The following is a 22,170-nucleotide window of genomic DNA, read 5'->3' on the forward strand; positions in this document are numbered from 1 at the left end:
CCATGCTCAGATATCACATCATCCCCTTACTGCTGTTACTCACAATGGCTGGGTGTAGCACTACGCCAGTTTCGCCAGAAGTCAGCGCAAAGGATCTTATCGCCGTGGGTAATCATGCTGGATTGATTCAGCACTATAAGCGTGAGCTGACTAAGAAACCGGGCTCGACCAAGGTGATGCTTAAACTAGCTCAGTCCTATTATGATAATGGTGATGTGGAGTCGGCGAGTTTCTATGTTGAGCAGTTGAAAAAGCAAGATTTTCAGCAGCCTAGTCTCTATTTTCTTTCCGGTAATATTGCAGCTGATTCAGGCTTGTTTGAACTGGCGGTTTCAGATTATCAAACTGCGGCGTCTAACGGCTATCAGGGCTCACAGCTCTATATCAACTTAGGGATCGCCTTCACCAATTCAGGTCAATATCAAGCGGCATTGGAGGCGTTTAATCAGGCGCGCTTGATGGGTCATGATGATATTACAGTTAAGAATAATCTGGCTGTCCTGTATCTGGCTCAAGGAGAGTACTTGCGGGCAGTTGAGTTACTCACTCCTGTTTATCGTCAGCATAGTGATGAAAAAAAGCTGGCCTTTAACTTAGCTATTTCGCTGTTTAAGGTTGGGGATTACCGTGAGGCGCACCGACTGCTCAGTGATGATTACTCTGATGAGCAAATTTCTGCCCTGTTCCATAGTTTACGTCAGGGAGAGCAGAGCTAGTGCAGTATAAGCGCTTAAAGCGGAGGCAGTTAGGTGCTTTCTCTGTTGAGTTTGCCATCGGAGCCATGGTGATGTTTTTGGTGACATTTGGGATCTTCGAAATTAGCAGACTTATCTACGTGATTAATTTAGCTGAGTCTTCACTGCGCGAATCATCCAGAGATACCCGAGTGTGGGAGGGGGAGCGAAGCGGCGATCTTTATGATCAGAGATTAACTCAGATGTTTGAGAAGAAGGGGGAGATCTGGCATCTCTTGGTTGATCCTAAGCGCTATCACCTTTCGATCACCTATTTCGAAAGTTTGTCGGATCTCATCGACGATAAACCTAGCTTATCTCAAGCAAAACAACAGCGATCCCCACTCGCTATCTATGAGATCTCCTATCAATATACGCCGATGTTCTTTCTTGCTGGGATAGTTGAAAAAAAGATAAGCCGACGCATTTTAGTGACCATGGAGCATGAGGGGTGGCCAATTGATGAAGAGTAAACAACATGGTGCTTTTACGATAGAGCTGGCTTTTGTTCTGTTATTTACCTCAGCCTTGTTGGTTTTTACTGGTGATATTGCTTTCCAGCTGCTTAATCGGGTCAACTTGGACAGGGTGAACTACTCCTTGGTGAATGTGCTTAAGGAGCGAACTCGTTTTTTTGATGAAAACTTAATTGTGACCTCGGCTGAGGTGGATGAACTGGATATCTTAGCCGCCAGACTGCTTGGTTATGGTCAGACATCTGAGAATGCGCCCTATGGGATCCGTGTGGAGTGGATCGTCAACGATCGTTACTCATCAATCGACAAAGGTATTGAGGGAGGGGCTCCCTGTATTCCTGGTGATTCTCTTAAAGATAGAGGGCACCTTGCACCACAAACTTCGGCAGATAAACGATTTCCTCTCTATCAAGTGACTCTCTGTTTAAATACGGACTCTTGGTTTAACCAGTTTTGGGGCGACGATGCCCAGCACTATATCCATTCAAGTTCAGTCATGCCGGGAAGATAGCGATGGTAAACAGTGAAAGTGTGACGGCTAAACGTCAGCGCGGCGCGGCAGCCATCTATTTAGTTTTTTTATTGATCCCACTTTTTGGCATGGTGTTTTTAGCCTTAGAGGGGACTCGTTATATTCAGAAGAAAAACCGTTTAGGGGATGCGACAGAAGCGGCGAGCTTAGCTGTTTCTATGGCTAACCGAGATGATAAAGGGTACGAGACCCAGCTCGCTAAAGATTACATCTCAAGTTATATGCGAAATATCAAAGAGATAAGTCAGGTAAAGGTTGAGCGTAAAGAGGATATAGATCATTACCCTATGGCGGATGGCTCGTTTGAAGATAGGGAATATACCCAGTATCGTGTGACGGCGAAGACAGAGCATACCTCTTGGTTACACAGTGACTTGATCCCAAGCTTTAAGGAGACAGAGACCTTAGCTAATCGGGCCTTAGCACGTGCTTATCCTGAGTATCTGGGAGATCGTGATGTCGATATTGTATTTGTCTCAGATTTTTCCGGCTCTATGAAAGGTTCTAGAATTAACAGCCTTAAAGATGCAATTACCGAAATATCGAATGAGATCTTAGTGCCTCGTGATGGAGAGACTGAGATTAGAAATCGTATTGCGTTAGTGCCCTATAACATGCGCGTTGTCGAGGGTGATAGCGGTCGAAGTGTCTGTATGACTCAGCTTAAGTACCGCAACCCAAGCGGGAAAACTGGCAGTAATTATACCAATTATGAATCAATTAATTGGAGAGAGTGGGCTAATAAAAGCTATAACCAAGTCTCCAGTTGTGTGAGTAACAGCCGTAAATGTAATGGGTTACCAGGACCAAGAGCAGATGCGCGCACGATTAAGTCAGTTGTGAATGACGCCCCTTCAAGCTATAGGAGCTCCAAATGGCCCGATAGTAGTAATTGGATAGATTACAGTCGCAGTGTTGATCAGTTGTTTAATGAGAACTCAAATAATGTTCAACACCATCCAAGTTATCAAAGGCTCTATAGTGGCTCAATGTGTAATGGCAAATTTTGGACGGTTCCTTTAACTAATCAAAAATCTGAGATCATGAAGGTGAATCAGATGTCACCCGATGGTGGCACCTCTGTTTATCAAGGCTTATTAAGAGGTGCGCAGATCTTAGATAAGGGTCGACCAGTAAATCCAAATGAAGAGGAACTCGAGGAGTATAACAAGCGCCTTAAAATGATCCTTATTCTGAGCGATGGTATGGAGTCTCCCTATGAAAGTACTTTCTCTAAGCTGGTGAATAATTATGGTATGTGCAACAAGATTAGGGCTCAGTTTAATGATGGTGAGCTCCCGCTGCATATGGGGGTGATAGGGATTAAGTTTAGTGCGTCGGGGCAAAATGCGTTTAAAAATTGCGTAGGGGCTGACAACATCATAGATGTGAATGACTTAGATGATTTGATCCAGGAGATTTTAGATTTGATTAAGAAAGGTGCCAAGAGTGATGGCATCTCTAAACTTTATTACCGACATACAGAGAGCTAAATAATGGCAAGCAAAACATGTTCTACCTTCATCAGTATCTTAAGCCTGAGTTGGCTTTTAAGCGGATGTGCACAAGAGATGGTATCAGAACCGATGCAACCTCAAGCATCTGAACAGGGTCAATATGAACTAGCGTCATTTTGTTCAGCTAAGGGGTATAACCTGAGTCAAAACGTGACAATCTCTGATGTGGCAGGTATTGCAAACCATCGTGATGGGTATTTGATGATTAGGCAAGACTCAGATCAAGCAGAGATTAAGACCGCACTATTGAAACTGGCAAAAAATCAGGATGTTTCGATAAACTGTATGGAGTATTTATCTAGTAATGGGTTGGTTGAATTTGGTTCCGGTGAGGGGCTGCTGGCACGAGTCTATTTTGATTTTGACAGTAAGAGTTTGACGCCGGAATCTCGCTTAATTTTGGATAAGGTGGCAAAAAGGCTGGTTCAAGCTCCGGAGGTGATCAAGTTGGTTGGCCATACAGATAATAGTGGTAGTGAAGAGTATAACTATAGTTTGGGCTTGCTCAGAGCTGATAATGCCCAAACTTATTTAAATAAGCAGGGAGTGAGGGATACTCAACTCAAGAGTGAAAGCCAAGGTGAAACAAGGCCTATTGCCAGCAATGAAAACCTTGATGGCAGAGCGTTAAACCGAAGAGTTGAGCTGCTACAAGTTACGCCTTATTAGCCATTTCGGTAAATATTTACCTGTGAACTTATGGGTATAAGTACTGGCTTATTAAGCGACTTAGCAAGCTTAACTCTGTTTAGAGGGGAGTATAGCTCTCCTCAAAACATTACCCTGTGGTCAAGAACTCTTCGACGCCTGTGACCCCAAAGTATTGAACTGAACGCTTGATGGCGATTTTTTTTGCGATCAGGTTTCCATCTTTAAATATCTTTACCACCTTTTTGCCGCCCCGGTCATTGGTGGAATATTCATGGTCATCGTTGAGGCGAAGATTGTCGAACTGGGTTTTCATTATCAGGTGCATAGGCCCCCCATATATTTACCTACTAATTCTCTATCTGTCTATTATCTATACTTATTTAACTTTAGCACCTGTGGGTACTATGGCTAGTATTTTTGGAGATTTATCTGCTTATTCAGCAAGCTTTATGTCATCCATTTACCTTGAGTTAGTTTGCCAAAAGGCACTCTGAGTCGATCAACTTCTTATACTGATTGGTATTATCTATTCTAAAGAGTTTTTAAAAAAATCGACTATTATTTGATGTAGGAGCATAAGGTCTATACTTTTAATATTATTAATAGTATTTTTTGTTAGGGCCTAAATATTCACTGATAAAGTAACTTTTACGGTAATAAATATGAGCGACTTACCTGTTTTATCTGAGGAAGAGTTTAAAAATAAATTTCCTGAAGTTCATCAACAGGTTTGCGATGAACTCGGGATGGGCTTTGTGCCTGCAATCTTTCGCTGTGTTGCTCTTTTAAATCCTGATTTAGCGATGTCTTCTTGGAACATGGTGAGAAAAAATCTCTGCGCAGGGGATCTGCCAAGGATCACAAAAGAGCTTATGTTCTCCTATATCGCCCATAAGAAAAAATGCCATTACTGTACCGTGGCGCATCATGCTCTTGCATTGCATCATGGCTTTACTGAGCAGGATATGGCCGTGATTCTTAAGGATATAGAGCAGATAAAAAACCCCTCTTTAAAGTTAGTGATGAAACTTGCAGATGCTTCTGTTGATAATGATTTTAAGCGTGTGTCTAAGTTAGATAATGAGCTTTGTAGTTTAGGGTTTGCTAGAGATGAGATAACTGAGCTGGTTGGTATGATCTCTTGTGCCCTGTATATGATCAATTTAGCGGACAGCATAGGTATCGATGCCGATAAGAGGTTTACCGATACCATAGATAAGGCTAGCTTAAACTGATGTCAGCCAAAAAAGCGTTAAATATTGTCTCTGATAATGAGGTGGCTAACGCCAACAGTATAGACAGGTCACTGTTCTATAGTGATTCTACGTCGATTAAGCAGACACTAGAGGCTTCTCTCCGATCCGCTAGTTTGCTGGAGCTTAGCTCAAGTATTAGTGTCGACTCTAATTTCGTTCGAGATTTGAAAAGTATCTACCAAAAAACTCGTTTCTCAGTCGATATTGATACCTGTGTGCTTTTTCGTTTTGTAAATGGTCTATGGTGGGAGGTGATGCCCATCATTGAAAACCATAAGTTCATTGAACAGTGCCGTTGGAGCAAAGTGCCTAAAAATAAAGTGGGCACAATTGAGTCTCTCTTTGAGATCCGTGATGAAGTGGTCAATCAGCGAGAGTGTGGAGATGAATCAACAGATATCTTCAGCTTACTGTCTCAGGGAAATATTCATTTTGAGCGCTTTAAAACAGAGCGTGGTGGAGTTGCTTTTAAGCCTTCAGGGGTCAAGTTCTTCTCCCAATATGATACTGCTTTCTTAGCCTATGTTGCGGCAATCATCTCATTTTGTGTGGACAAGGATATCTCGAGTCACTATCTACAAGAGGTCTATCACTCACTGCAGGAGATTGCAGATAATCTTAATGAGCAGAGCAGTGATGAAGAGAGCATATCAACCATGTTTCTTGATCCTACAACAGGGCTGCATAGTAAACTTGGTTTTCAAAGGATCATTCAATATTTGATTGATAAGAAGCAGACCAATAGTTTTATTGTTGTCTTATCGCTCGAGATATCCGGCGGTTCAATCAATTTACTTGATGAAGAGGTGAAACGCTCCTTTTTAAAGAAAGCGATAGTACGATTAAAAAGCGATATACCGGATAATAATACGCTTTCAATTCTCAATAGCAGTGAGTTTGCCTTTATTATGCTGGACTCCACTACTGAGGAGGTGATTAGCATACTGACTCGCGTCATTGATGCATTTCTTAATTATTTGATGGTTGATGGCCATCCTATGCCCTGTGAATTGAGAGCGGGTTACAGCTGCTATCCTAGCTGTGAATCAGAGCCTAATGAGTTGCTAAGAATGGCTTATATTGCTCTCTACCAAGCTAAGAGTACGCCCTCTCGAAAACCCGTTGGGTATCAAGATGCCATTGTGCAGGAGTTAAGATTGCATCTGGAATTAGCACACTGTTTACCCAGAGCCATCGAGCTACAAGAGTTCGCCCTCTATTTTCAACCTATTGTGAATACAACGGAATTAGATGAGCCTATTCAGCATTATGAAGCGCTGATCCGGTGGGATCATCCCATTAAGGGGGTTATCCCACCGGATCACTTTATTGAAATTGCTGAAAAGAGTGGTGATATTATTGCCATTGGCTATTGGGTGATTCATGAGGTGTGTCGATGTTTATCTCAACCTTCAGTGCCGCAAAATGTAGGGGTATCGATTAACCTTTCTCCGGTGCAGTTTAAGGAGGAGATGCTGGTTCAAAATATTGCCAAAATAATTAAGAGTTATGGTATTTCAACCAATAGAATCACCATAGAGATCACTGAAAGCTCGGCGATGCAAGACAATCAATTGACCAAAGAGATGTTTTCCGAGTTCCATGCAGAGGGCTTTAAACTCTCGATGGATGACTTTGGTACTGGTTATTCATCTTTAAGTTATCTGCTTAATTTCCATTTTGATATCATAAAGATAGATAAGAGTTTTATCGATAACACCTTAGTCGATGTTCAATATGAGATCATTGCACAGACGGTTGTTAAGCTCGCTCATGATCTGAAGCTGACGGTGATCTGTGAAGGGATAGAAACCGATGAACAGTATAAGATGGTCAGTGATTGGCAAGCAGATATGATCCAAGGCTATCTAATCAGTAGACCAAAGCTTTGGAGTGAATTTTACTGAAACTAAAATTTTCCCCCTCTATTTCAAACTCCCTTCTTAATCAAATTACCTAGTTATCCACAAACCTATATCTTTTTGTTCTATTTACTTCTTTGCTAATTGAAACTTTAAAATTAATAGATATCAATTGGTTATTTTTAGCCAAAAGAGAGTGCAAAACCTTTGTTAGAGATTGAGATATTTATTTGTTATTTCTGTTTGTTTTTTGAGCGCTCATCACACACAATTCCGATTGTTGAACTATCTTTAAATTCCACTGTTTTTTGTCTTTGGTTCCCATTGAATCACGCTTAATTTCCAAGGCACAACTTCAGTGAATAATGATAAGTAAAGATAAGGGATGAATGGATGAAAAAGCTAAAATATGCAGTGTACTTCGCTTTGTTATTACCTTTCACCACCATGGCTGGTCAGCAATATTATGAGGCCCGTAGTGACGCTATGGGAGGCACGGGTGTGGCGTCATCTAACCGCGAGGGTGCAGCCTTTATTAATCCAGCTCTTCTAGCACTGCAAACGCCACAGTTTAATGATTTCTCCCTACTTTTACCGGTACTTGGCGCCGATGGTGCAGATAAAGATCAGATGATTGATAAGTTTGATGCGTTAGAGGAGTCCTATGATGGATTAGAGGCTGCGATTAACGCTTCGAATGCCGCTGCTATCGATCGATTTCGCACAGATCTGATTAACGATCTAGAGTCGCTAAAAGATAACACTGCTTATGTCAGTGCTGGCGTTGGTTTTTCGCTGGTGATCCCTAACGATAAGATGCCAATGGCGGTCTTCTATAAAAGTTATATCGATGCCATTGGTGTTACTGCCATTGAACAATCAGATATCGATGCTCTAACTGTGATAGATCCTAATAATCCTCCAGAAGTGTCTGATCTTGATTCTCAAGGGGCTGTTGTTGCGGGGGCCGTTTCGGATTTAGGTGTGGCAATTAGTTTTCCACTCTCAATCGTTAATATGCCGATATCGGTTGGGGTATCCCCTAAGTTTCAGCGCATCGATACCTATAACTATGTGGTAAGCGCAAATAACTTCGAGTCCAGTGATTTTAATGACTCCAAATATCGTAACGATGAGTCCACGTTCAATCTGGATATTGGGGTGGCGATGCAGCCCATTGAGGGGCTGGTTGTCGGCTTATCTGGGCGTAACTTAATCAGTCAAGATGTGGATACGGTTGAGGCTCAAGGACGTAAGTTTACCTATCAGGTTGAGCCCCTATTTACCGCTGGAATCGCCTATGACTGGGAGAGTCTGACATTAACATCTGATATCGATTTAAATACCCATAAACGTTTCGATGAGATAGAGGGAACTCAGTATTGGCGATTAGGTGGTGAAGTGAGGGCTCTGGACTGGTTAGCGCTGCGCATGGGCTATCGACACGATATGAAGGACAATACTTCCAATATCTACTCATTAGGCACTGGCTTCTCTATTGGGCAGACATTTTACTTAGATTTTACCGGTATGATGGGTAGCGATGATGCTATTGGTGGTGTGCTGCAAACCTCATATCATTTTTAGCGGCTAAGAAGGGCGTTTGCAGGGCCATTTAGAGATAGCTTAGTTGCGAGAGTGAACGAGTTTCCTTTGAGTGTGCCAACAAGTTGGCTGCGAGTACAAGCAATACGTCGTAGGTTTGTGTCACTTCTCTTTCTCGAAGAGCGAAGGTCACTCTTGAAGTATCGCTGATACGCACTAGCAGTGACAAAGTCACGCTCTCGGAGCATCTCGTTTTTACAGCTCAATTAACGATTTTATCGTCAACACTAATGCGCTGATAGAGCAAAGTACCAAGGTCATGCTGCGTGTTTTATTTTTATCTACTCTCCCGACCAACCTGCCAGCCACTAAGTAGCCTAATATCACCGAAGGAAGCAGTAGCAGTGATAACCAAAGCTGTTTTAACTCTAGTAATCCTGTCACGGCTAAGATGGCTAAGGCTATGGTGGAGCTGAAGATAAAGAAAGCTGAGAGCGCTGCTCTGAATTGGTTGGCATCTTTACCTGAGAGTAAGATGGCTAATGGTGGGCCACCAATGGCCGCTATATTACCAAATACACCAGATATGACCCCTGCTGCAAATAGATTCTTGCGATTCACGACTAAATTAAACTTCATTAGGCTTAAGATCACGGCTGCGGCTACGATCCCAGCGATGGCGAGTCCCAGTATCGGTTGAGGAGCAAATATGAGTAAAGCAGCACCTAAAAAGCCACCAGGAATACGACCAAGTAGTGCGTATTGCAGGCCGTTAAACTCCAAAGCACCACGTTCTCTAAAGAGGGTCAGTAACGAGATAGTAAACCCCATGATGATCACGGGAGCTGGAACGAGATCAGGGTCAACAATGTAGAGCAGTGGCGAGGCCACAACAGCAAGACCAAAGCCAATTAAGCTTTGAGTCAGTGCACCAAAGAAGATGATGATAGATGCCAGTAGCAAGGTGGTAGGTGCGATTAACTCAAACACATTGAATGTCCATTAGCCGAGCACAATATTGAAAATTAATATAAAAAGAACAAAGTAAAACAAACAGGGACCGCATTGCGGTCCCTGAGGTGAGTATATATTTATAAAAGCTTACTCGACATCTTCCCACTCAATCCCCATCTCATCCATTAAGCGTTTTACTTCCGCTGGGATGCTGTCAGGCTTATCTTTTGAAAGATCTTCATCGTTAGGCAGTGGCTGGCCAGTGTAAGCATGCAAAAAAGCTTCACATAGCAGCTCACTATTGGTGGCGTGACGAAGGTTGTTGACCTGACGACGTGTGCGTTCATCAGTCAGTACCTTAAGTACTTTCAAAGGAATGGAAACAGTAATTTTCTTTACCTGTTCATTCTTTTTGCCGTGTTCAGCATAGGGGCTGATGTAATCGCCATTCCACTCAGTCATTGACTCACCTGTAAATTCAAAATTCGGGGCAGATTTTAACCCTTTAATTTGTACAGTCAAATTATTGCCTCTTATTTCCATTAAATGCAAATAGATTTCCATATGTTCGGACGTCTAAACGTCTAATTGGTTGACGAAGAGGTAACTCTTAGGTACATTTAGACGTCCAGACATCTCTTTGTTCTAATCGATATGAAGTATGATGTGCAGTAGTCAGTATTAGGAGCAGTAGATGACCGAACGTAAGTTAGCCACGATTGCCGTGCGTCAGGGGATTGAGTCCGATACCCAACATGGTGCCGTAGTACCGCCGATCTATCTTTCCACTAATTACTCCTTCGATGGGCATAAAAACCCAAGAGATTTTGATTACAGTCGCTCAGGTAATCCAACTCGCTCAATTCTTGGCGATGCCATTGCAGGCCTTGAGAAAGGAGCCACTGGCGTCGTAACCTGTACGGGAATGGCAGCCATCACTTTGGTCACTAGCTTGTTAGGTCCAGACGATCTGCTTGTAGTACCTCACGATTGTTATGGTGGTAGCTACAGATTATTCACTAATTTGGCTAAAAAGGGTCAATTTAAGCTGGCGGTGGTTGATCAAACTGACAGTCAGGCTTTAAGTGAGGCGATAGCACTAAAACCTAAGATGGTTTGGCTTGAGACGCCATCGAATCCACTGTTAAGGGTGGTTGATATCGAGGCGATTGCGCAAGCAAGTCACGAGGTTGAAGCACTTGTGGTCGTCGATAACACTTTCCTCTCTCCCATTTTACAGCAGCCACTTCTTCTAGGGGCTGATATCGTGATCCACTCAACGACTAAATATATTAATGGCCATAGTGATGTTGTAGGTGGCGCTGTAGTGGCGAAAGATCCAGAACTTGGTGAGTTGCTGCATTGGTGGTCAAACACCTTAGGGCTGACAGGTTCGGCGTTTGACAGCTATCTGGCTCTACGTGGTCTTCGAACCTTGCCTATCCGTATTAAAGAGCATCAAGCTAATGCTGAGCGAGTGCTAGAGGTGCTGACAAACAGTAGCGCCGTCGACAAGGTGTATTATCCTGGGCTTAAAGATCATCCCGGTCACGAGATTGCCGCTAAGCAGCAAAAAGGCTTTGGCGCTATGCTCAGTTTCGAGTTAAAAGGCGGAGAGGCCGAGTTAGTTGCCTTTTTAGCGCAACTTTCTGTGTTTTCTGTCGCAGAAAGTTTAGGTGGGGTAGAGAGTTTAGTCGCGGTTCCTGCGACAATGACCCATAGAGCGATGGAGCCAGAGGCACGAGCCGAGGCAGGGGTTAAAGAGACCCTTATTCGCCTCTCTGTCGGTATTGAAGATGCTGATGATTTAGTTGCAGATATTCAAGCTGGGCTTACTGCTGCATCTGCAGCCAGCTGTTAATTGGTTTAGTAGGAGTTAGAGATGGCGCGTGGTCATTTACATAAATTTGGTGGTTCTAGTCTGGCTGATGCTGATTGTTACCGCCGCGTGGCTCATATCCTTCTCACTCACGGCAATAGCGATGATTTAGTCGTTGTCTCTGCCGCAGGTAAGAGCACCAATTTTCTTTATAAGCTACTGGCGTTAAAAGATTCGTCTCAGCTGTGGCAAGAGGAGCTACAGGTGCTGATCAGTTTTCAACAGAACCTGATTGAGCAGTTGCTCTCTAATGAGCAGGCAAGGAGCTTGCGCGAACGTTTATCTATCGATAAGTACCAGCTGATAAGCTTGTTCTCTCTCGACTCCCTTAATGAGTACAAGCGTAGCGAAGTGGTGAGCTTCGGTGAGCGTTGGTCAGCACGTTTATTAGCTGCACTTTTACGAGAGTCTGGTGTAGCGGCGAGCGATATTGATGCTAGAAGTTTGTTAATTGCCGATGAGGGGGCTATTCCTCAAATAAGGGTTGATGAGTCCCGTGCTCGAGTGCTTAAACGTGTGGATGATAGTCCCAATGAGAGACTGATTATCACCGGGTTTATCTGTGCCAATAGCCAAGGTGAGACTCTACTGCTTGGCCGTAATGGCTCAGACTACAGCGCCACCTTAATCGCAAGCCTTGCTAATATCGGTCGAGTGACAATCTGGACCGATGTTGAAGGGGTATTTAATGCCGATCCGAATAAGATTAATGATGCCAAATTGCTTAAGAGCCTCTCGCTAGATGAGGCTAACCGTCTGGCTCATTTAGGCTCTCCTGTATTGCATAACCGCTCACTGCAGCCTCTGTTTGATACCGACGTGAGTTTAGCGGTACGTTCAAGTTACGCATCACATACCGATTTTACTCTTATTGCACCAAAGAGTTCATCTGCCAGTGCACCGGTTGTGACAAATCTATCTTCAGTATCGCTATTTAATTTCAGACTGACAGCTGGACTGCAAAGCGTTATCGAGCTGTTAGCCGAAGCGGGGTTGATCCCGTTAGCCCATTGGAAGTTAGCGCAAAACCGAGTGGAGTTGGCATTCACGAATGAGAACAGCAAACAGGTGCAGTCGATACTGGAGCTTGATGCTGAGCCTCTAGGTATTGCTGATATCAGAGTGCGTGAAGATCTGGGGTTAGTCGCGCTCGTTAGCGCCGACTCAAATCTCTACCGCCGAGGATTTGCTCGTTTGCTAAGCCGTGATGCGCGGCCACTATTTAATGATGGCTTGAGTCTAGTGACCTTAGTGCCTTTTGGTCAGGTTAACCTCTTGACTCAGAAAGTTCATCGTCGCTGCGCCGGACCTCGCAAACGTATTGGGGTTCTGCTTCTAGGTGTGGGCAATATTGGTGAAGCTTGGGTCGATCTCTTTACCCGAGCGCGCACCTCATTGAATAAAGAGTTAGAGGCTAGTGTCGAGCTGGTGGGCTTATTGAGTTCAAAAAAAGCTCTCCTTAAAGAGGAGGGTATTAGCCTGAGTTCATGGAAGGAGGAGTTTGATCAACAAGCGACGCCTTGGCTGTATGACCATCTTTTTGAGCAGCTTCAAGCCCTCGAGTGTGATGAACTTATTGCCCTCGATATTAGTGCAAGTGCCGATCTTACACTGCAATATCCAGAGTTTTTTGCTCGTGGGATCCATGTGGTCAGTGCCAATAAACTTGCAGGTTCAGGGCCGCTGGCCTTCTATCATGAGCTTAAACAACAGCTAGGTAATCGCAGACTGTTCTGGCGCTATAATGCTAGCTGTGGTGCAGGCTTACCGGTTCAACATGCCTTAAATGATCTGCACAATAGCGGCGACAACATCGAAGCAGTAGGCGGTATCTTTTCTGGCACCTTGTGTTGGTTGTTTGAGAACTATGATGCCGAGAAACCGTTTTCGCAGCTTGTATTGGAAGCGAAAGGCTTAGGGATCACAGAGCCCGATCCCCGTGACGATCTTTCAGGTCGTGATATGCAGCGCAAGCTACTCATTTTAGCTCGCGAAATCGGTCACGATATTGAACTTGAAGATATTAAACTTAACTCTCTCGTACCTGCCGAGTTAGCCGATATCCCTCTAGAACAGTTTTTAGTACGGATCTCTGAACTTGATGAGGAGATGCTAGCGCAGTTTAACAGTGCAGCTGAGCTCAATAAGGTGCTGAGATATGTGGCGGGGCTGGACTTTATCGATGGTGAGTTAAAGGCTGAGGTGGGCATAGAGTGGGTAGACAGAGAGCACGCTTATGCCAATTTAACCCCAGGTGATAACGTCTTTGTTATTCGTAGCTCATTCTATCAGGATAACCCGCTTATTATTCGTGGTCCTGGAGCCGGTCGTGAGGTCACGGCAGCCGCTGTACAATCGGATCTGGCCCAAATTTGTCGGGATCTGGTTCAGGAGTAAAGAGTAACGAAGGGCGCTTTGCTTCGAGAGCGCCTTCTCTACGAGAACGGGAACAAGTCCCTTCGAGTTCACCAACAAGTTGGCTGCGAGCGACTACGGAACGCTGTGCTTACGGACAAAGCTAGATACTGAAACAAGTTCAAGATGACGGCTAAATCTAGATATTTTATAGGTTGTTAGTTGTTGCTTTTCTCTGTGACCTCCGTGTTCTCCGTGGTGAGTTGCTTTTTCTTGTGATTAAAGGCAAAAGCGAATCTACATGATGAATATGGTGAAGCCTTAGCTCATGAATTAGTGTCAGGTCGTTCTCGGACTCCCGTCCTTCACGACATTGAGACTGAACTGGCTTAGTAAGTAGATTTACATTCCCTGTGAGCAAAGCGTAGAGCTTTTGACTTTTCTTTTTCTCGTAGCAGCTTTGCTGCGTTCTCGTAGGGCAAAGTCCTAACTCACTGTGAGGAAGTCACTGTCTCGTTACACCCCGTTATATCTTATTTAATAAAATTGGCATTAGTGCTCTTTTAGCTATTGACTTCAAACCTAGTTTCTCTAATATGGATGTATAGACGTCCAAACGTCTAAAATAGAACTCTGTGACTTAACTTGATTAAGTAGAGCAGATTATACAAAGCAGTAGAGGGAATAGAGATGAGTTTTAATCATGCACAACATTCAACGTCACTAAACCAGAGCTTAGCTGAGCTGAATGGCGATATTAACGTTTCTTTCGAGTTTTTCCCTCCTGCATCACCTGAAATGGAGCAGTTACTCTGGAACTCTATACGACGCCTTGAGCCACTGAACCCTAAGTTTGTTTCGGTAACCTATGGCGCCAACTCTGGAGTTCGTGACCGTACTCACGGTGTGATTGAACGTATTCAAAAAGAGACAGATCTGGTCGCTGCCCCGCACCTTACTTTAGTTGATGCCAGTGATGAGGAGCTTAAAGAGTTAGCTAAGCACTACTGGAATTCAGGTATTAAAGATATTGTGGCACTGCGAGGCGATCTGCCTGAAGGAAGCCCAAAGCCGACTCGCTTTGCTAACGACTTGGTAGGTCTACTGCGCTCGGTAGCTGATTTTGATATCTCAGTCGCCGCGTACCCTGAAGTTCACCCTGATGCGCGTAATGCTCAGGCCGATCTGATTAATCTAAAAAAGAAGATCGATGCAGGCGCCAATCGTGCTATTACCCAGTTTTTCTTCGATGTTGAGTCTTACCTTCGTTTTCGCGACCGCTGTGTGACGGCTGGTATCGATGTTGAGATCGTACCTGGCATACTGCCAGTGACTAACTTTAAGCAGTTAAAGCGTTTTGCTGGCATGACCAATGTAGGTATTCCAGGTTGGTTACATAAGCAGTTTGAAGGCTTAGATGATGATCCTGTGACTCGTCAGATGGTAGGTGCCAACGTGGCGATCGACATGGTCAAAGTCCTGTCCCGTGAAGGTGTTAAAGATTTCCATTTTTATACCCTAAATCGAGCTGAACTCACTTACGCTATCTGTCATACATTGGGTGTACGCCCAGGCAGGTAAAGTATTAAGTTACAAGTACACATGCTCTGAGTGACGAGTTTAGTTAAGTTTAATTAAATAGAATAATATAGATGCTCTACTTTACCAAGTAGGGCATTTTTGTATCTAATTTCAGTTTGTTGTAAGGTATAAAAACACTTTAAGGATAACTGGATGAAAACATGGAAGATTAGTTTTTTGAGTTTATTATTACTTAGCGCGTGCAGTAACCTCACGTTTCGAACTCATATTAGTCCAGAAATTGGTGACGTTGCTGCTAGGTCTATAGCGGCTTCTGACGTTAGAGAGTTTTCGGTTGAAGAGATGTCTCGTCGTGAAAAAGAGTTCCTTGGAGAGATAAGATCATCGTATTGCCAAGCAGGATTATCTAAACCAAGTCCTTCACGCTCCTTGTTAGCGACGGATCTGCGTTATAAGACAGTAGGACTTGGTGGCAATGGTTATACCGTAATGGAGTGCTTTGATTCTAATGCTGGCTGCAATGCATATTTAGAATGTCGTGCTTTAGCTTATACAGTTAGAGATGGTTCCCTTTGAAAGTAATCTTAATCACAGATATTTTTGGTGTAACTGAGCACCTATTACAGATTCAACAAGGGATCGCTGGAGCAGGTTGGGTGTGTGAAGTGCTTGACCCCTATTGCGGTGTTGACCGACAGTTCACGAGCGAGCCTGTCGCCTATGAAAGCTTTATGGCTGAGTGTGGTCATAAACAGTATTGTGACTCGGTGATAAGTAAGCTTGATACTGCTGATTGTCCCTGTGTTGTAATTGGCTTTAGTGCTGGCGCTTCGGCGGCTTGGAAAGCACTTGATAGGCTTAGTCCTGATTCTGTATCGCAGCTAATTGGTTTCTATCCCAGCCAAATACGGCACCATTTAGCGGTTAATCCTAGTGTCCCCGTTAGCCTTGTTTTCCCCGCCTTTGAAGCGCATTTTGATCTGGATGCGGTGATGGCCAGTTTAGCTAAAAAATCATTGCTGATGCTTAGTCAAACTCAATATGAGCATGGTTTTATTAATTTCTACTCTTCGGCTTATTATAAGTTAGCGTCTTCGCAATATATTGATCTTCTCTGTAATCCAAAGCTGTTAAAGGATCCAAATTCGATGCAACTTGAGTTGGCCAGGCTTTCAAATAAAATACTGGATCGTTAAGGTGAACCTATGACTCAAACATCCGCTACCTTCTGTCCGCTGTGCCGAAACAAAAACCTATGTGCAGTCAGTGCTAATGGAAGTATTGATGAGTGTTGGTGCCAAACAGCCTGCTTTCCACCTAAAGCGGCTGTGAAAGAGTTAACCGATGGTAGCAGCTGTATCTGCCAAGACTGTCTCTCAAGGATTAAACAAGAGCTAGCGCTAGGCTTGAAGAGGGTTTAAGAAAAGCCATCCTTGGCAGATTGAATCGATGTTGTTTTTATTATTTTTTTAGTTATATTTTTTATCTATTCAATCACGTTAAACCTGTTCCGCACTCTGCTAGCTCAATGGTTACGCCAGAACATGCTAAATCTAGGCTATTAGGAACCCTTGTGAATACTAATAATCTGCTGCTGATATAAGGTTAACGCCACGTTGAAAACAGCCATCAGTAAGTCTTTTGTGGCTGACGCCTTGCAGCATGAATGAGATGTCATATCTGCTGCCTTTAACGGCTAGTTTGCTGATGACAGCTCCTCTTACCAAATAGCCTGAACTCTGTGTTATTGCATCTTCTATTCGCTCAATTTTGGTGATCTTATACACTGTTGAATTGAGCTTCTTATCCCCTTGTACGACCATGGCCATCTGTCCCTTAGTGACATATTGCCAGTCATGATTCATTGCGTTAGCAATTTGCGTGTCATGGAGATCGAAAATAATAGGATCATCCCCTTGATCTCTAGACTTTACCGTCTCGTTATATACGCTTTTGTAATCTCGACCTTGTAAATTATTAAAATAGATCATGGGTTCACCTCTGCAAAATGTAAAACAAGTATACCAATTAATAGTCAGTTGTATATCAATTTGTTTTGTTGTGAGTTGGTTCAGCTTATATTCAATGGTGGTGGAGTATTCTTGCCCTGTTGCATAGTCAAAATAGGACGGTTTAATGAAATTTCGTGTATTACTCGTGTCTCTACTTATCTGCTTTGCGCCTGCTTCCATGGCTGAGTCATTGCTCTGGATAAAAGGCAATCACAGCGTGATACCTGATGCTGTGATAAAGCCATCGGGTGAGCTGTGGTTGAAGGGAAACAGCGGTACTTTACCTGATGCATTCGTTAAAAATACTCAACCTGTAGTGCAACTCCAATCGCAGCTAAGCAGCCAAATAAGTGAGGCAAAAAGTGATCTCATCATCTGCCGAGATAACCAGATCTGGCTGAGTGGTGATATGTCACAAGAGCCAGATGCTAAGTTAGATAAGTTAGGCAATGTGTGGTTGAAGGGCAATGATACTGACACGCCTGACGCAAATGTATCTCACGATGGTTTTATCTGGCTTATTAACAATTACACCAATACTGCCGATGCCGCAGTGAGAGGAGGAGACAATTTTAAAAACGCTTTTATTGCTTCTGTGTACCTGATGATCTAACTTCTGTTCAGGTTATTTGACTATGCTTAGTATTAGTTTGAACTAGGCAGAGGACACAGAATTGGTGTTATATCTCAAACCAATATTACCTGTTCTGTTTATTGTGATCACAGTGAGTGGCTGTTGTTTGCAAACGCCACAACCAAATTTTAGTCAGAGCACTTTGATGAATAAAACAGAACCAGTGTCTTCTTTCTCTGTCATAGCGCTATTCGCCCACCCCGATGATGAAACTTGGATCTCAGGCACTTTGGCAACATTAGCCGCTAGAGGTGTGCAAGTGACGCCTGTCTATGTAACCTCTGGTGATGCTGGAAGCGATCACTCAGGTCAAGGACTTACTGGTGTTGAACTGGCGAATGTACGAGAGTCTGAAGCGCGTCAAGCTACTGCTATTTTGGGGCTAAACTCACCTATCTTCTTAAGGTTTCCTGATGGCAAAATTACCCAGTATGAGCAAGAGGTTAAAGGTAAACTCACTACGCTTGTAAAGAAGAACTCCCCTAAAATAATGCTTACTTTTGCTCGAGGTGGGATCACAGATAATCGAGACCATAAAGCACTCAACGCCTTGGTAAGCGAGCATTTCTCTACGCTTGCAGCCTACTTTGCCGTATCTCAATCACAAGCTGAGATTTTAGCGCTATCTGCGAGTAAGTTTGACCTTAACTACCGCATTGCGAGACCTGTTGCAGATGCTGATATCAGCATTAAACCTGATGTTGCAGGCTACCAAGCACAAAGAGTTCGTGCGATGGCAAGTCATAAAACCCAGTTCCCCCCTGTGATGATCCAAGCCTATCAAGACTATGTAGAGGCATCTCCTCGAGAAGCCTTAATGGGCATGAGTGAAAGTCAGTTTATTATTTTTCAAACTACTCTAGATTAACCTCTACTAACATAAACATTAGGTTTTTCATCTATTAATTCTTGCTGAGTTAAAATTTAGGCAGTCGTTGGGGATTAATAATATTTAATTGAATGGCATATTCCCCTTTGTTGGTGCAAGATGCCTGCTGATCCAATAAGCAGGTAAGTGCTAGTGCAAGCTAATTTCAAACTAGGTTTTTTCTTTATCTCAACGGCGGTTCTATTTTGGGGCATTCTTCCGATAGCACTAAAGTTGTCAGCGAGCTTTATTGACCCTGTGACCCTGACCTGGTTTCGCTTTCTGGTTGCCCTGCTGATTACCTTTGTTATCCAGTATGTGAGCGGGAGCTTGAAGCAGTTTGCATCTTTGAAGTCTCGAGATTGGTTGAAGCTTGCTTTTTCTGGCGTCTTTCTCATGTTCAACTACGTCTCATTTGTTTACTCTTTAGCGTATCTTGCGCCTGGGGCTGCACAGCTAAACTTTCAGACGGCTCCCTTTTTTCTAGCTTTCGGTGGCATGCTCTTTTTTAAAGAGAGACTAAATGCGGTTCAGATGGCCTGTTTTGCGACATTAGCCTTAGGTATGTTGCTATTTTTTCATCCCTATTTAGATTTTTCACAATCGGACAATAGTGCTATCTGGATTGGAGTGATGATCATTCAATTCTCTGTGTGTTCCTGGACCAGTTATGCTTTGCTGCAAAAATCACTGCTGAAGAAGTTAGATCCCAATAATATCCTGCTGTTTATCTATGGTTTAGGCGTGTTAGTGATGGCGTTTTTCAGTGACTTTACTCAGTTTGGAGTGATGACACTCAATGAGTGGTGGGTTGCCATTTTTTGTGCCATTAATACTTTGATCGCATATGGCTGTTTTGGGGCTTCGATGAAGTATTGGCCGACGCCGCAAGTGAGTGCCATGTTAGCGTTAACGCCGGTGTTGAGTTTTAGTGCTACCGCTTTAGTTGTCAGTTTAGGGTTATGGCCTAATGCCTTTGTGAGTGATGAATTGAATCTATTATCTTTAAGCGGCATTGCCATTATTATCTTGTCGGTGGCTTCTCTTCAGTTACTTCCTGTGATGAAGAAGCGTAGGGAGAAGTATTCTTCGCTAAGTGTGAATGAAAAGAGTTGAGAGGCTGAGCTTAAGCTGTGCTGTCTAAGATCTCCTTAAGCCAGTTCATGGCGCTTTTAGTGCCTAACTTGGTTGCAGGAAATATCTTTACATTGATTTCGTCTAAGGTGACTCGTTGGCCCAGAAGAGGAGGAATATGCTCCCTTTGAAGGTCATGGTATAGGATAGCTAAGGCTCTTTGATGTTCCAGTGAAGCGAGACAGAGTTGGGCTTCATAGGTGTAGCTATAGGGATTTTGTTTGTTAACGAGCAGGGCAAAATCTCCCGAGTAAAAGTCGCTTAGATAGTTATCCAGCTCTTCGACCATTTCAATACCCAGCTCAACACCACTGTCGACAATAACTTCCGCTATATTTGATTCTAAGTGGTTAACAGTACAGCCAAAACTTAGCCTTGTCATGCTTTCCTCTTTATACTTCTTATTGAAACCTGACGGTTTAATATAGAACATAGTAAATGGCGCTGCAACGCTCCCTTGTGATGCGTTGGCTAACCTCTTATTAAGGTGTATCGTTAACTGATTGAAATAGACTGTTTAATCGTTAGGATTAATTTTAATGGAAAAATTGGATGTCATTGTTGTAGGTGCTGGTGTCGTCGGACTTGCCATTGCCGCCAAGTTGATTGGCACAAGTAAGAGTCTTGCTGTTATTGACAGAAGGGGCAGTTTTGGTGAAGAAACGAGTAGCAGAAACAGTGAAGTAATCCATGCTGGGATCTATTATCCCCAGCACAGTCTAAAGGCTAAGCTTTGTGTCGCAGGAAAGCATGCTCTCTATGAATATTGCCAGCAAAAAGGGGTTCCTTTCTCGTCGATTGGTAAGTTGATTATTGCCAATAACTCTGCTCAAGAGGGCGCATTACATGCTGTAATGGCACAAGCACTTAATAATGGCGTTGATGATCTTTGCTGGGTTTCAAAGCAAGGTCTTGATTCGTTCTCACCTCAGCTAAGCGCTTGTGCTGCCCTGTTATCTCCCTCGACGGGGATCATAGATAGCCACAGTTACATGTCGAGTCTATTGGCAGACATAGAGCTGGGTGGGGGAATATTTGCTAGTAATACTGAGCTGGTAAGGGCTGAACCTATCTCTGATGGTTTTATCGTCTGGCTGAATGTCGGCGGTGATGTGGTAAAGATGCAGTGTCGTCACCTTATTAATAGTTGTGGTTTAAGCTGTACAGAGGTTGCAAAGCGCATAGAGGGGCTTGATGTGAGCCTTTTACCTGAGCTTTATTGGTGTAAAGGACACTATTTCAACTACAGTGGTGTTAACCCCTTCACTAAGTTGATTTACCCTGCACCTGAGCAAAACAGTGCAGGGTTAGGCATACATGCAACTATAGATATGGCTGGGCAGTTAAGGTTTGGCCCTGATGCGCACTATCTAAGCCCTCATGACTTGTTCAAGTCGCAAGATTACTCGATCCCACTCTCATTGAAAGAGAGTTTTATAACCGCGATAAAGCGTTATTATCCCAGTATCGATGCTGCAAAGCTCCATCCAGGCTGTGCAGGCATTCGCCCTAAGTTGCAAGGTCCCAATGACTCCTTTAAAGATTTTCATATTCAAGGGGCAGGTGAGCACCATATAGATGGACTGATAAACCTATTTGGTATTGAGTCTCCCGGGTTGACCGCGAGTCTGGCTTTAGCCGAGTACGTGGCTAACATGGTTAAGGAGAGTGAGTAGTACCCTTAAACTGATTGGTATTATCCATTGTGTAAAAGCTCGTCAGCTCTACTCATTAGCTTTTTGAACATCTGACTAAGCTTGACCTGTTCATAGCTACTCAGTATCGACATAAGGGCTTGCTCTCTGGCTAAAATCATTGGGGCTAGCTCTTGATGGATCTTAATTCCCTCTGGGCTTAACTTTAATAATGAGGAGCGCCTATCATGCTTGTGGCTGTCTTTCATTAGAAGGGATCTGTCGAGCATCTTAGCGATAGCTCGGCTGGTTTGCATCTTCTCCAGATTTATCATCAAGCCGATATCTTTGGCAGACAGTGACTGCCCCGCACCCAATACTGCCACGATACGCCATTCATGCTTGGATAGCGCAAAATGACCTGTGTAGATATCAGCAATACTGTCACTTACGCGAGCCTGTAACTGGGTGAGCTGAAAAGGAAAAAACTGCTCCATCTCTAAGCTCACCTCATCCTCCCTTTTAGAATCGTGCTCACTTGCTGACATAGTTACTCTTAATTAGTTAGTTGTAGCGCCATTATCG

24 protein-coding genes are annotated in these 22,170 nt (G+C 43.6%); 18 read left to right on the forward strand and 6 right to left on the reverse strand.

Annotated features, from left to right (window positions below; all coding sequences use genetic code 11):
- Positions 1 to 2: 2 nt before the first annotated feature.
- Genes SWOO_RS03150 through SWOO_RS03170 form a run of 5 tightly spaced genes read left to right on the forward strand, consistent with a single transcriptional unit; the run spans position 3 to position 3,928 of the window.
- A complete protein-coding gene (locus SWOO_RS03150; protein ID WP_012323255.1) occupies positions 3 to 716 on the forward strand; it encodes a tetratricopeptide repeat protein in 714 nt (237 codons plus the stop codon).
- Complete coding sequence (locus SWOO_RS03155) at positions 716 to 1,207, forward strand: TadE/TadG family type IV pilus assembly protein (protein ID WP_012323256.1); 492 nt, start codon at positions 716 to 718, stop codon at positions 1,205 to 1,207. Before SWOO_RS03150 ends, SWOO_RS03155 begins: the two co-directional genes overlap by 1 nt.
- The gene (tadF, locus tag SWOO_RS03160; RefSeq protein WP_012323257.1) at positions 1,197 to 1,721 is read left to right on the forward strand and encodes a tight adherence pilus pseudopilin TadF; all 525 of its coding nucleotides are present in this window, start codon (positions 1,197 to 1,199) and stop codon (positions 1,719 to 1,721) included. The genes SWOO_RS03155 and tadF overlap by 11 nt, the downstream gene beginning before the upstream one ends.
- A 2-nt stretch (positions 1,722 to 1,723) precedes the next feature.
- Complete coding sequence (locus tag SWOO_RS03165) at positions 1,724 to 3,235, forward strand: TadE/TadG family type IV pilus assembly protein (RefSeq protein ID WP_012323258.1); 1,512 nt, start codon at positions 1,724 to 1,726, stop codon at positions 3,233 to 3,235.
- Between the two features lie 3 nt (positions 3,236 to 3,238).
- Positions 3,239 to 3,928, forward strand: a complete 690-nt coding sequence (locus SWOO_RS03170) for an OmpA family protein (RefSeq protein WP_012323259.1) — start codon at positions 3,239 to 3,241, stop codon at positions 3,926 to 3,928.
- Positions 3,929 to 4,037: 109 nt separating this feature from the next.
- On the opposite strand, the gene SWOO_RS03175 is transcribed toward SWOO_RS03170, so the two are convergent.
- Positions 4,038 to 4,235: a hypothetical protein gene (locus SWOO_RS03175; protein ID WP_012323260.1), complete on the reverse strand. Its 198-nt coding sequence runs from the start codon at positions 4,233 to 4,235 to the stop codon at positions 4,038 to 4,040.
- Between the two features lie 337 nt (positions 4,236 to 4,572).
- Between SWOO_RS03175 and SWOO_RS03180 the strand changes: the two genes are divergently transcribed.
- From SWOO_RS03180 to SWOO_RS03190, 3 genes are all read left to right on the forward strand, one after another.
- The gene (locus SWOO_RS03180; RefSeq protein WP_012323261.1) at positions 4,573 to 5,145 is read left to right on the forward strand and encodes a carboxymuconolactone decarboxylase family protein; all 573 of its coding nucleotides are present in this window, start codon (positions 4,573 to 4,575) and stop codon (positions 5,143 to 5,145) included.
- Entirely contained in the window at positions 5,145 to 7,073 is a 1,929-nt protein-coding gene (locus tag SWOO_RS03185; RefSeq protein WP_012323262.1) for a putative bifunctional diguanylate cyclase/phosphodiesterase, read from the forward strand. Before SWOO_RS03180 ends, SWOO_RS03185 begins: the two co-directional genes overlap by 1 nt.
- A gap of 348 nt (positions 7,074 to 7,421) precedes the next feature.
- Positions 7,422 to 8,615 carry a conjugal transfer protein TraF gene (locus SWOO_RS03190; protein ID WP_012323263.1) on the forward strand — a complete coding sequence of 398 codons (1,194 nt, stop codon included), beginning with the start codon at positions 7,422 to 7,424 and terminating at the stop codon, positions 8,613 to 8,615.
- A 213-nt stretch (positions 8,616 to 8,828) separates the two neighbouring features.
- On the opposite strand, the gene SWOO_RS03195 is transcribed toward SWOO_RS03190, so the two are convergent.
- Positions 8,829 to 9,563: a sulfite exporter TauE/SafE family protein gene (locus tag SWOO_RS03195; protein WP_012323264.1), complete on the reverse strand. Its 735-nt coding sequence runs from the start codon at positions 9,561 to 9,563 to the stop codon at positions 8,829 to 8,831.
- A gap of 111 nt (positions 9,564 to 9,674) precedes the next feature.
- A complete protein-coding gene (gene metJ / locus SWOO_RS03200) occupies positions 9,675 to 9,989 on the reverse strand; it encodes a met regulon transcriptional regulator MetJ (RefSeq protein ID WP_012144376.1) in 315 nt (104 codons plus the stop codon).
- Between the two features lie 232 nt (positions 9,990 to 10,221).
- Here metJ and metB point away from each other — a divergent pair, with 232 nt between their 5' ends.
- The 6 genes from metB to SWOO_RS03230 all read left to right on the forward strand — a co-directional run bounded on the left by metB (position 10,222) and on the right by SWOO_RS03230 (position 16,724).
- A complete protein-coding gene (metB, locus tag SWOO_RS03205; protein WP_012323265.1) occupies positions 10,222 to 11,388 on the forward strand; it encodes a cystathionine gamma-synthase in 1,167 nt (388 codons plus the stop codon).
- Between the two features lie 21 nt (positions 11,389 to 11,409).
- Positions 11,410 to 13,803 carry a bifunctional aspartate kinase/homoserine dehydrogenase II gene (locus SWOO_RS03210; RefSeq protein ID WP_012323266.1) on the forward strand — a complete coding sequence of 798 codons (2,394 nt, stop codon included), beginning with the start codon at positions 11,410 to 11,412 and terminating at the stop codon, positions 13,801 to 13,803.
- Between the two features lie 648 nt (positions 13,804 to 14,451).
- Positions 14,452 to 15,342, forward strand: a complete 891-nt coding sequence (gene metF / locus SWOO_RS03215; protein WP_012323267.1) for a methylenetetrahydrofolate reductase — start codon at positions 14,452 to 14,454, stop codon at positions 15,340 to 15,342.
- Between the two features lie 153 nt (positions 15,343 to 15,495).
- Positions 15,496 to 15,879, forward strand: coding sequence for a hypothetical protein (locus SWOO_RS03220; protein WP_012323268.1), 384 nt, complete (start codon positions 15,496 to 15,498; stop codon positions 15,877 to 15,879).
- Positions 15,876 to 16,499, forward strand: coding sequence for a dienelactone hydrolase family protein (locus SWOO_RS03225; RefSeq protein ID WP_012323269.1), 624 nt, complete (start codon positions 15,876 to 15,878; stop codon positions 16,497 to 16,499). The genes SWOO_RS03220 and SWOO_RS03225 overlap by 4 nt, the downstream gene beginning before the upstream one ends.
- Before the next feature lie 9 nt (positions 16,500 to 16,508).
- Positions 16,509 to 16,724: a cysteine-rich CWC family protein gene (locus SWOO_RS03230; RefSeq protein WP_012323270.1), complete on the forward strand. Its 216-nt coding sequence runs from the start codon at positions 16,509 to 16,511 to the stop codon at positions 16,722 to 16,724.
- 159 nt (positions 16,725 to 16,883) lie between these two features.
- On the opposite strand, the gene SWOO_RS03235 is transcribed toward SWOO_RS03230, so the two are convergent.
- Positions 16,884 to 17,294 carry a hypothetical protein gene (locus SWOO_RS03235; RefSeq protein WP_012323271.1) on the reverse strand — a complete coding sequence of 137 codons (411 nt, stop codon included), beginning with the start codon at positions 17,292 to 17,294 and terminating at the stop codon, positions 16,884 to 16,886.
- 145 nt (positions 17,295 to 17,439) lie between these two features.
- Here SWOO_RS03235 and SWOO_RS03240 point away from each other — a divergent pair, with 145 nt between their 5' ends.
- From SWOO_RS03240 to SWOO_RS03250, 3 genes are all read left to right on the forward strand, one after another.
- Positions 17,440 to 17,928 (forward strand): hypothetical protein, encoded by a 489-nt coding sequence (locus tag SWOO_RS03240; RefSeq protein ID WP_012323272.1) that lies wholly within the window; start codon positions 17,440 to 17,442, stop codon positions 17,926 to 17,928.
- A gap of 166 nt (positions 17,929 to 18,094) precedes the next feature.
- A complete protein-coding gene (locus tag SWOO_RS25415) occupies positions 18,095 to 18,817 on the forward strand; it encodes a PIG-L deacetylase family protein (protein ID WP_012323273.1) in 723 nt (240 codons plus the stop codon).
- A gap of 153 nt (positions 18,818 to 18,970) precedes the next feature.
- Entirely contained in the window at positions 18,971 to 19,933 is a 963-nt protein-coding gene (locus SWOO_RS03250) for a DMT family transporter (protein ID WP_012323274.1), read from the forward strand.
- A 10-nt stretch (positions 19,934 to 19,943) separates the two neighbouring features.
- Here SWOO_RS03250 and SWOO_RS03255 read toward each other — a convergent pair whose 3' ends face one another.
- Complete coding sequence (locus SWOO_RS03255) at positions 19,944 to 20,333, reverse strand: hypothetical protein (protein WP_012323275.1); 390 nt, start codon at positions 20,331 to 20,333, stop codon at positions 19,944 to 19,946.
- Between the two features lie 157 nt (positions 20,334 to 20,490).
- Here SWOO_RS03255 and SWOO_RS03260 point away from each other — a divergent pair, with 157 nt between their 5' ends.
- The gene (locus SWOO_RS03260; protein WP_012323276.1) at positions 20,491 to 21,627 is read left to right on the forward strand and encodes an NAD(P)/FAD-dependent oxidoreductase; all 1,137 of its coding nucleotides are present in this window, start codon (positions 20,491 to 20,493) and stop codon (positions 21,625 to 21,627) included.
- A 20-nt stretch (positions 21,628 to 21,647) separates the two neighbouring features.
- On the opposite strand, the gene SWOO_RS03265 is transcribed toward SWOO_RS03260, so the two are convergent.
- Positions 21,648 to 22,133: a MarR family winged helix-turn-helix transcriptional regulator gene (locus tag SWOO_RS03265; protein WP_012323277.1), complete on the reverse strand. Its 486-nt coding sequence runs from the start codon at positions 22,131 to 22,133 to the stop codon at positions 21,648 to 21,650.
- Positions 22,134 to 22,170 lie beyond the last annotated feature (37 nt).

Source organism: Shewanella woodyi ATCC 51908 (assembly GCF_000019525.1).
Lineage (GTDB): Bacteria > Pseudomonadota > Gammaproteobacteria > Enterobacterales > Shewanellaceae > Shewanella > Shewanella woodyi.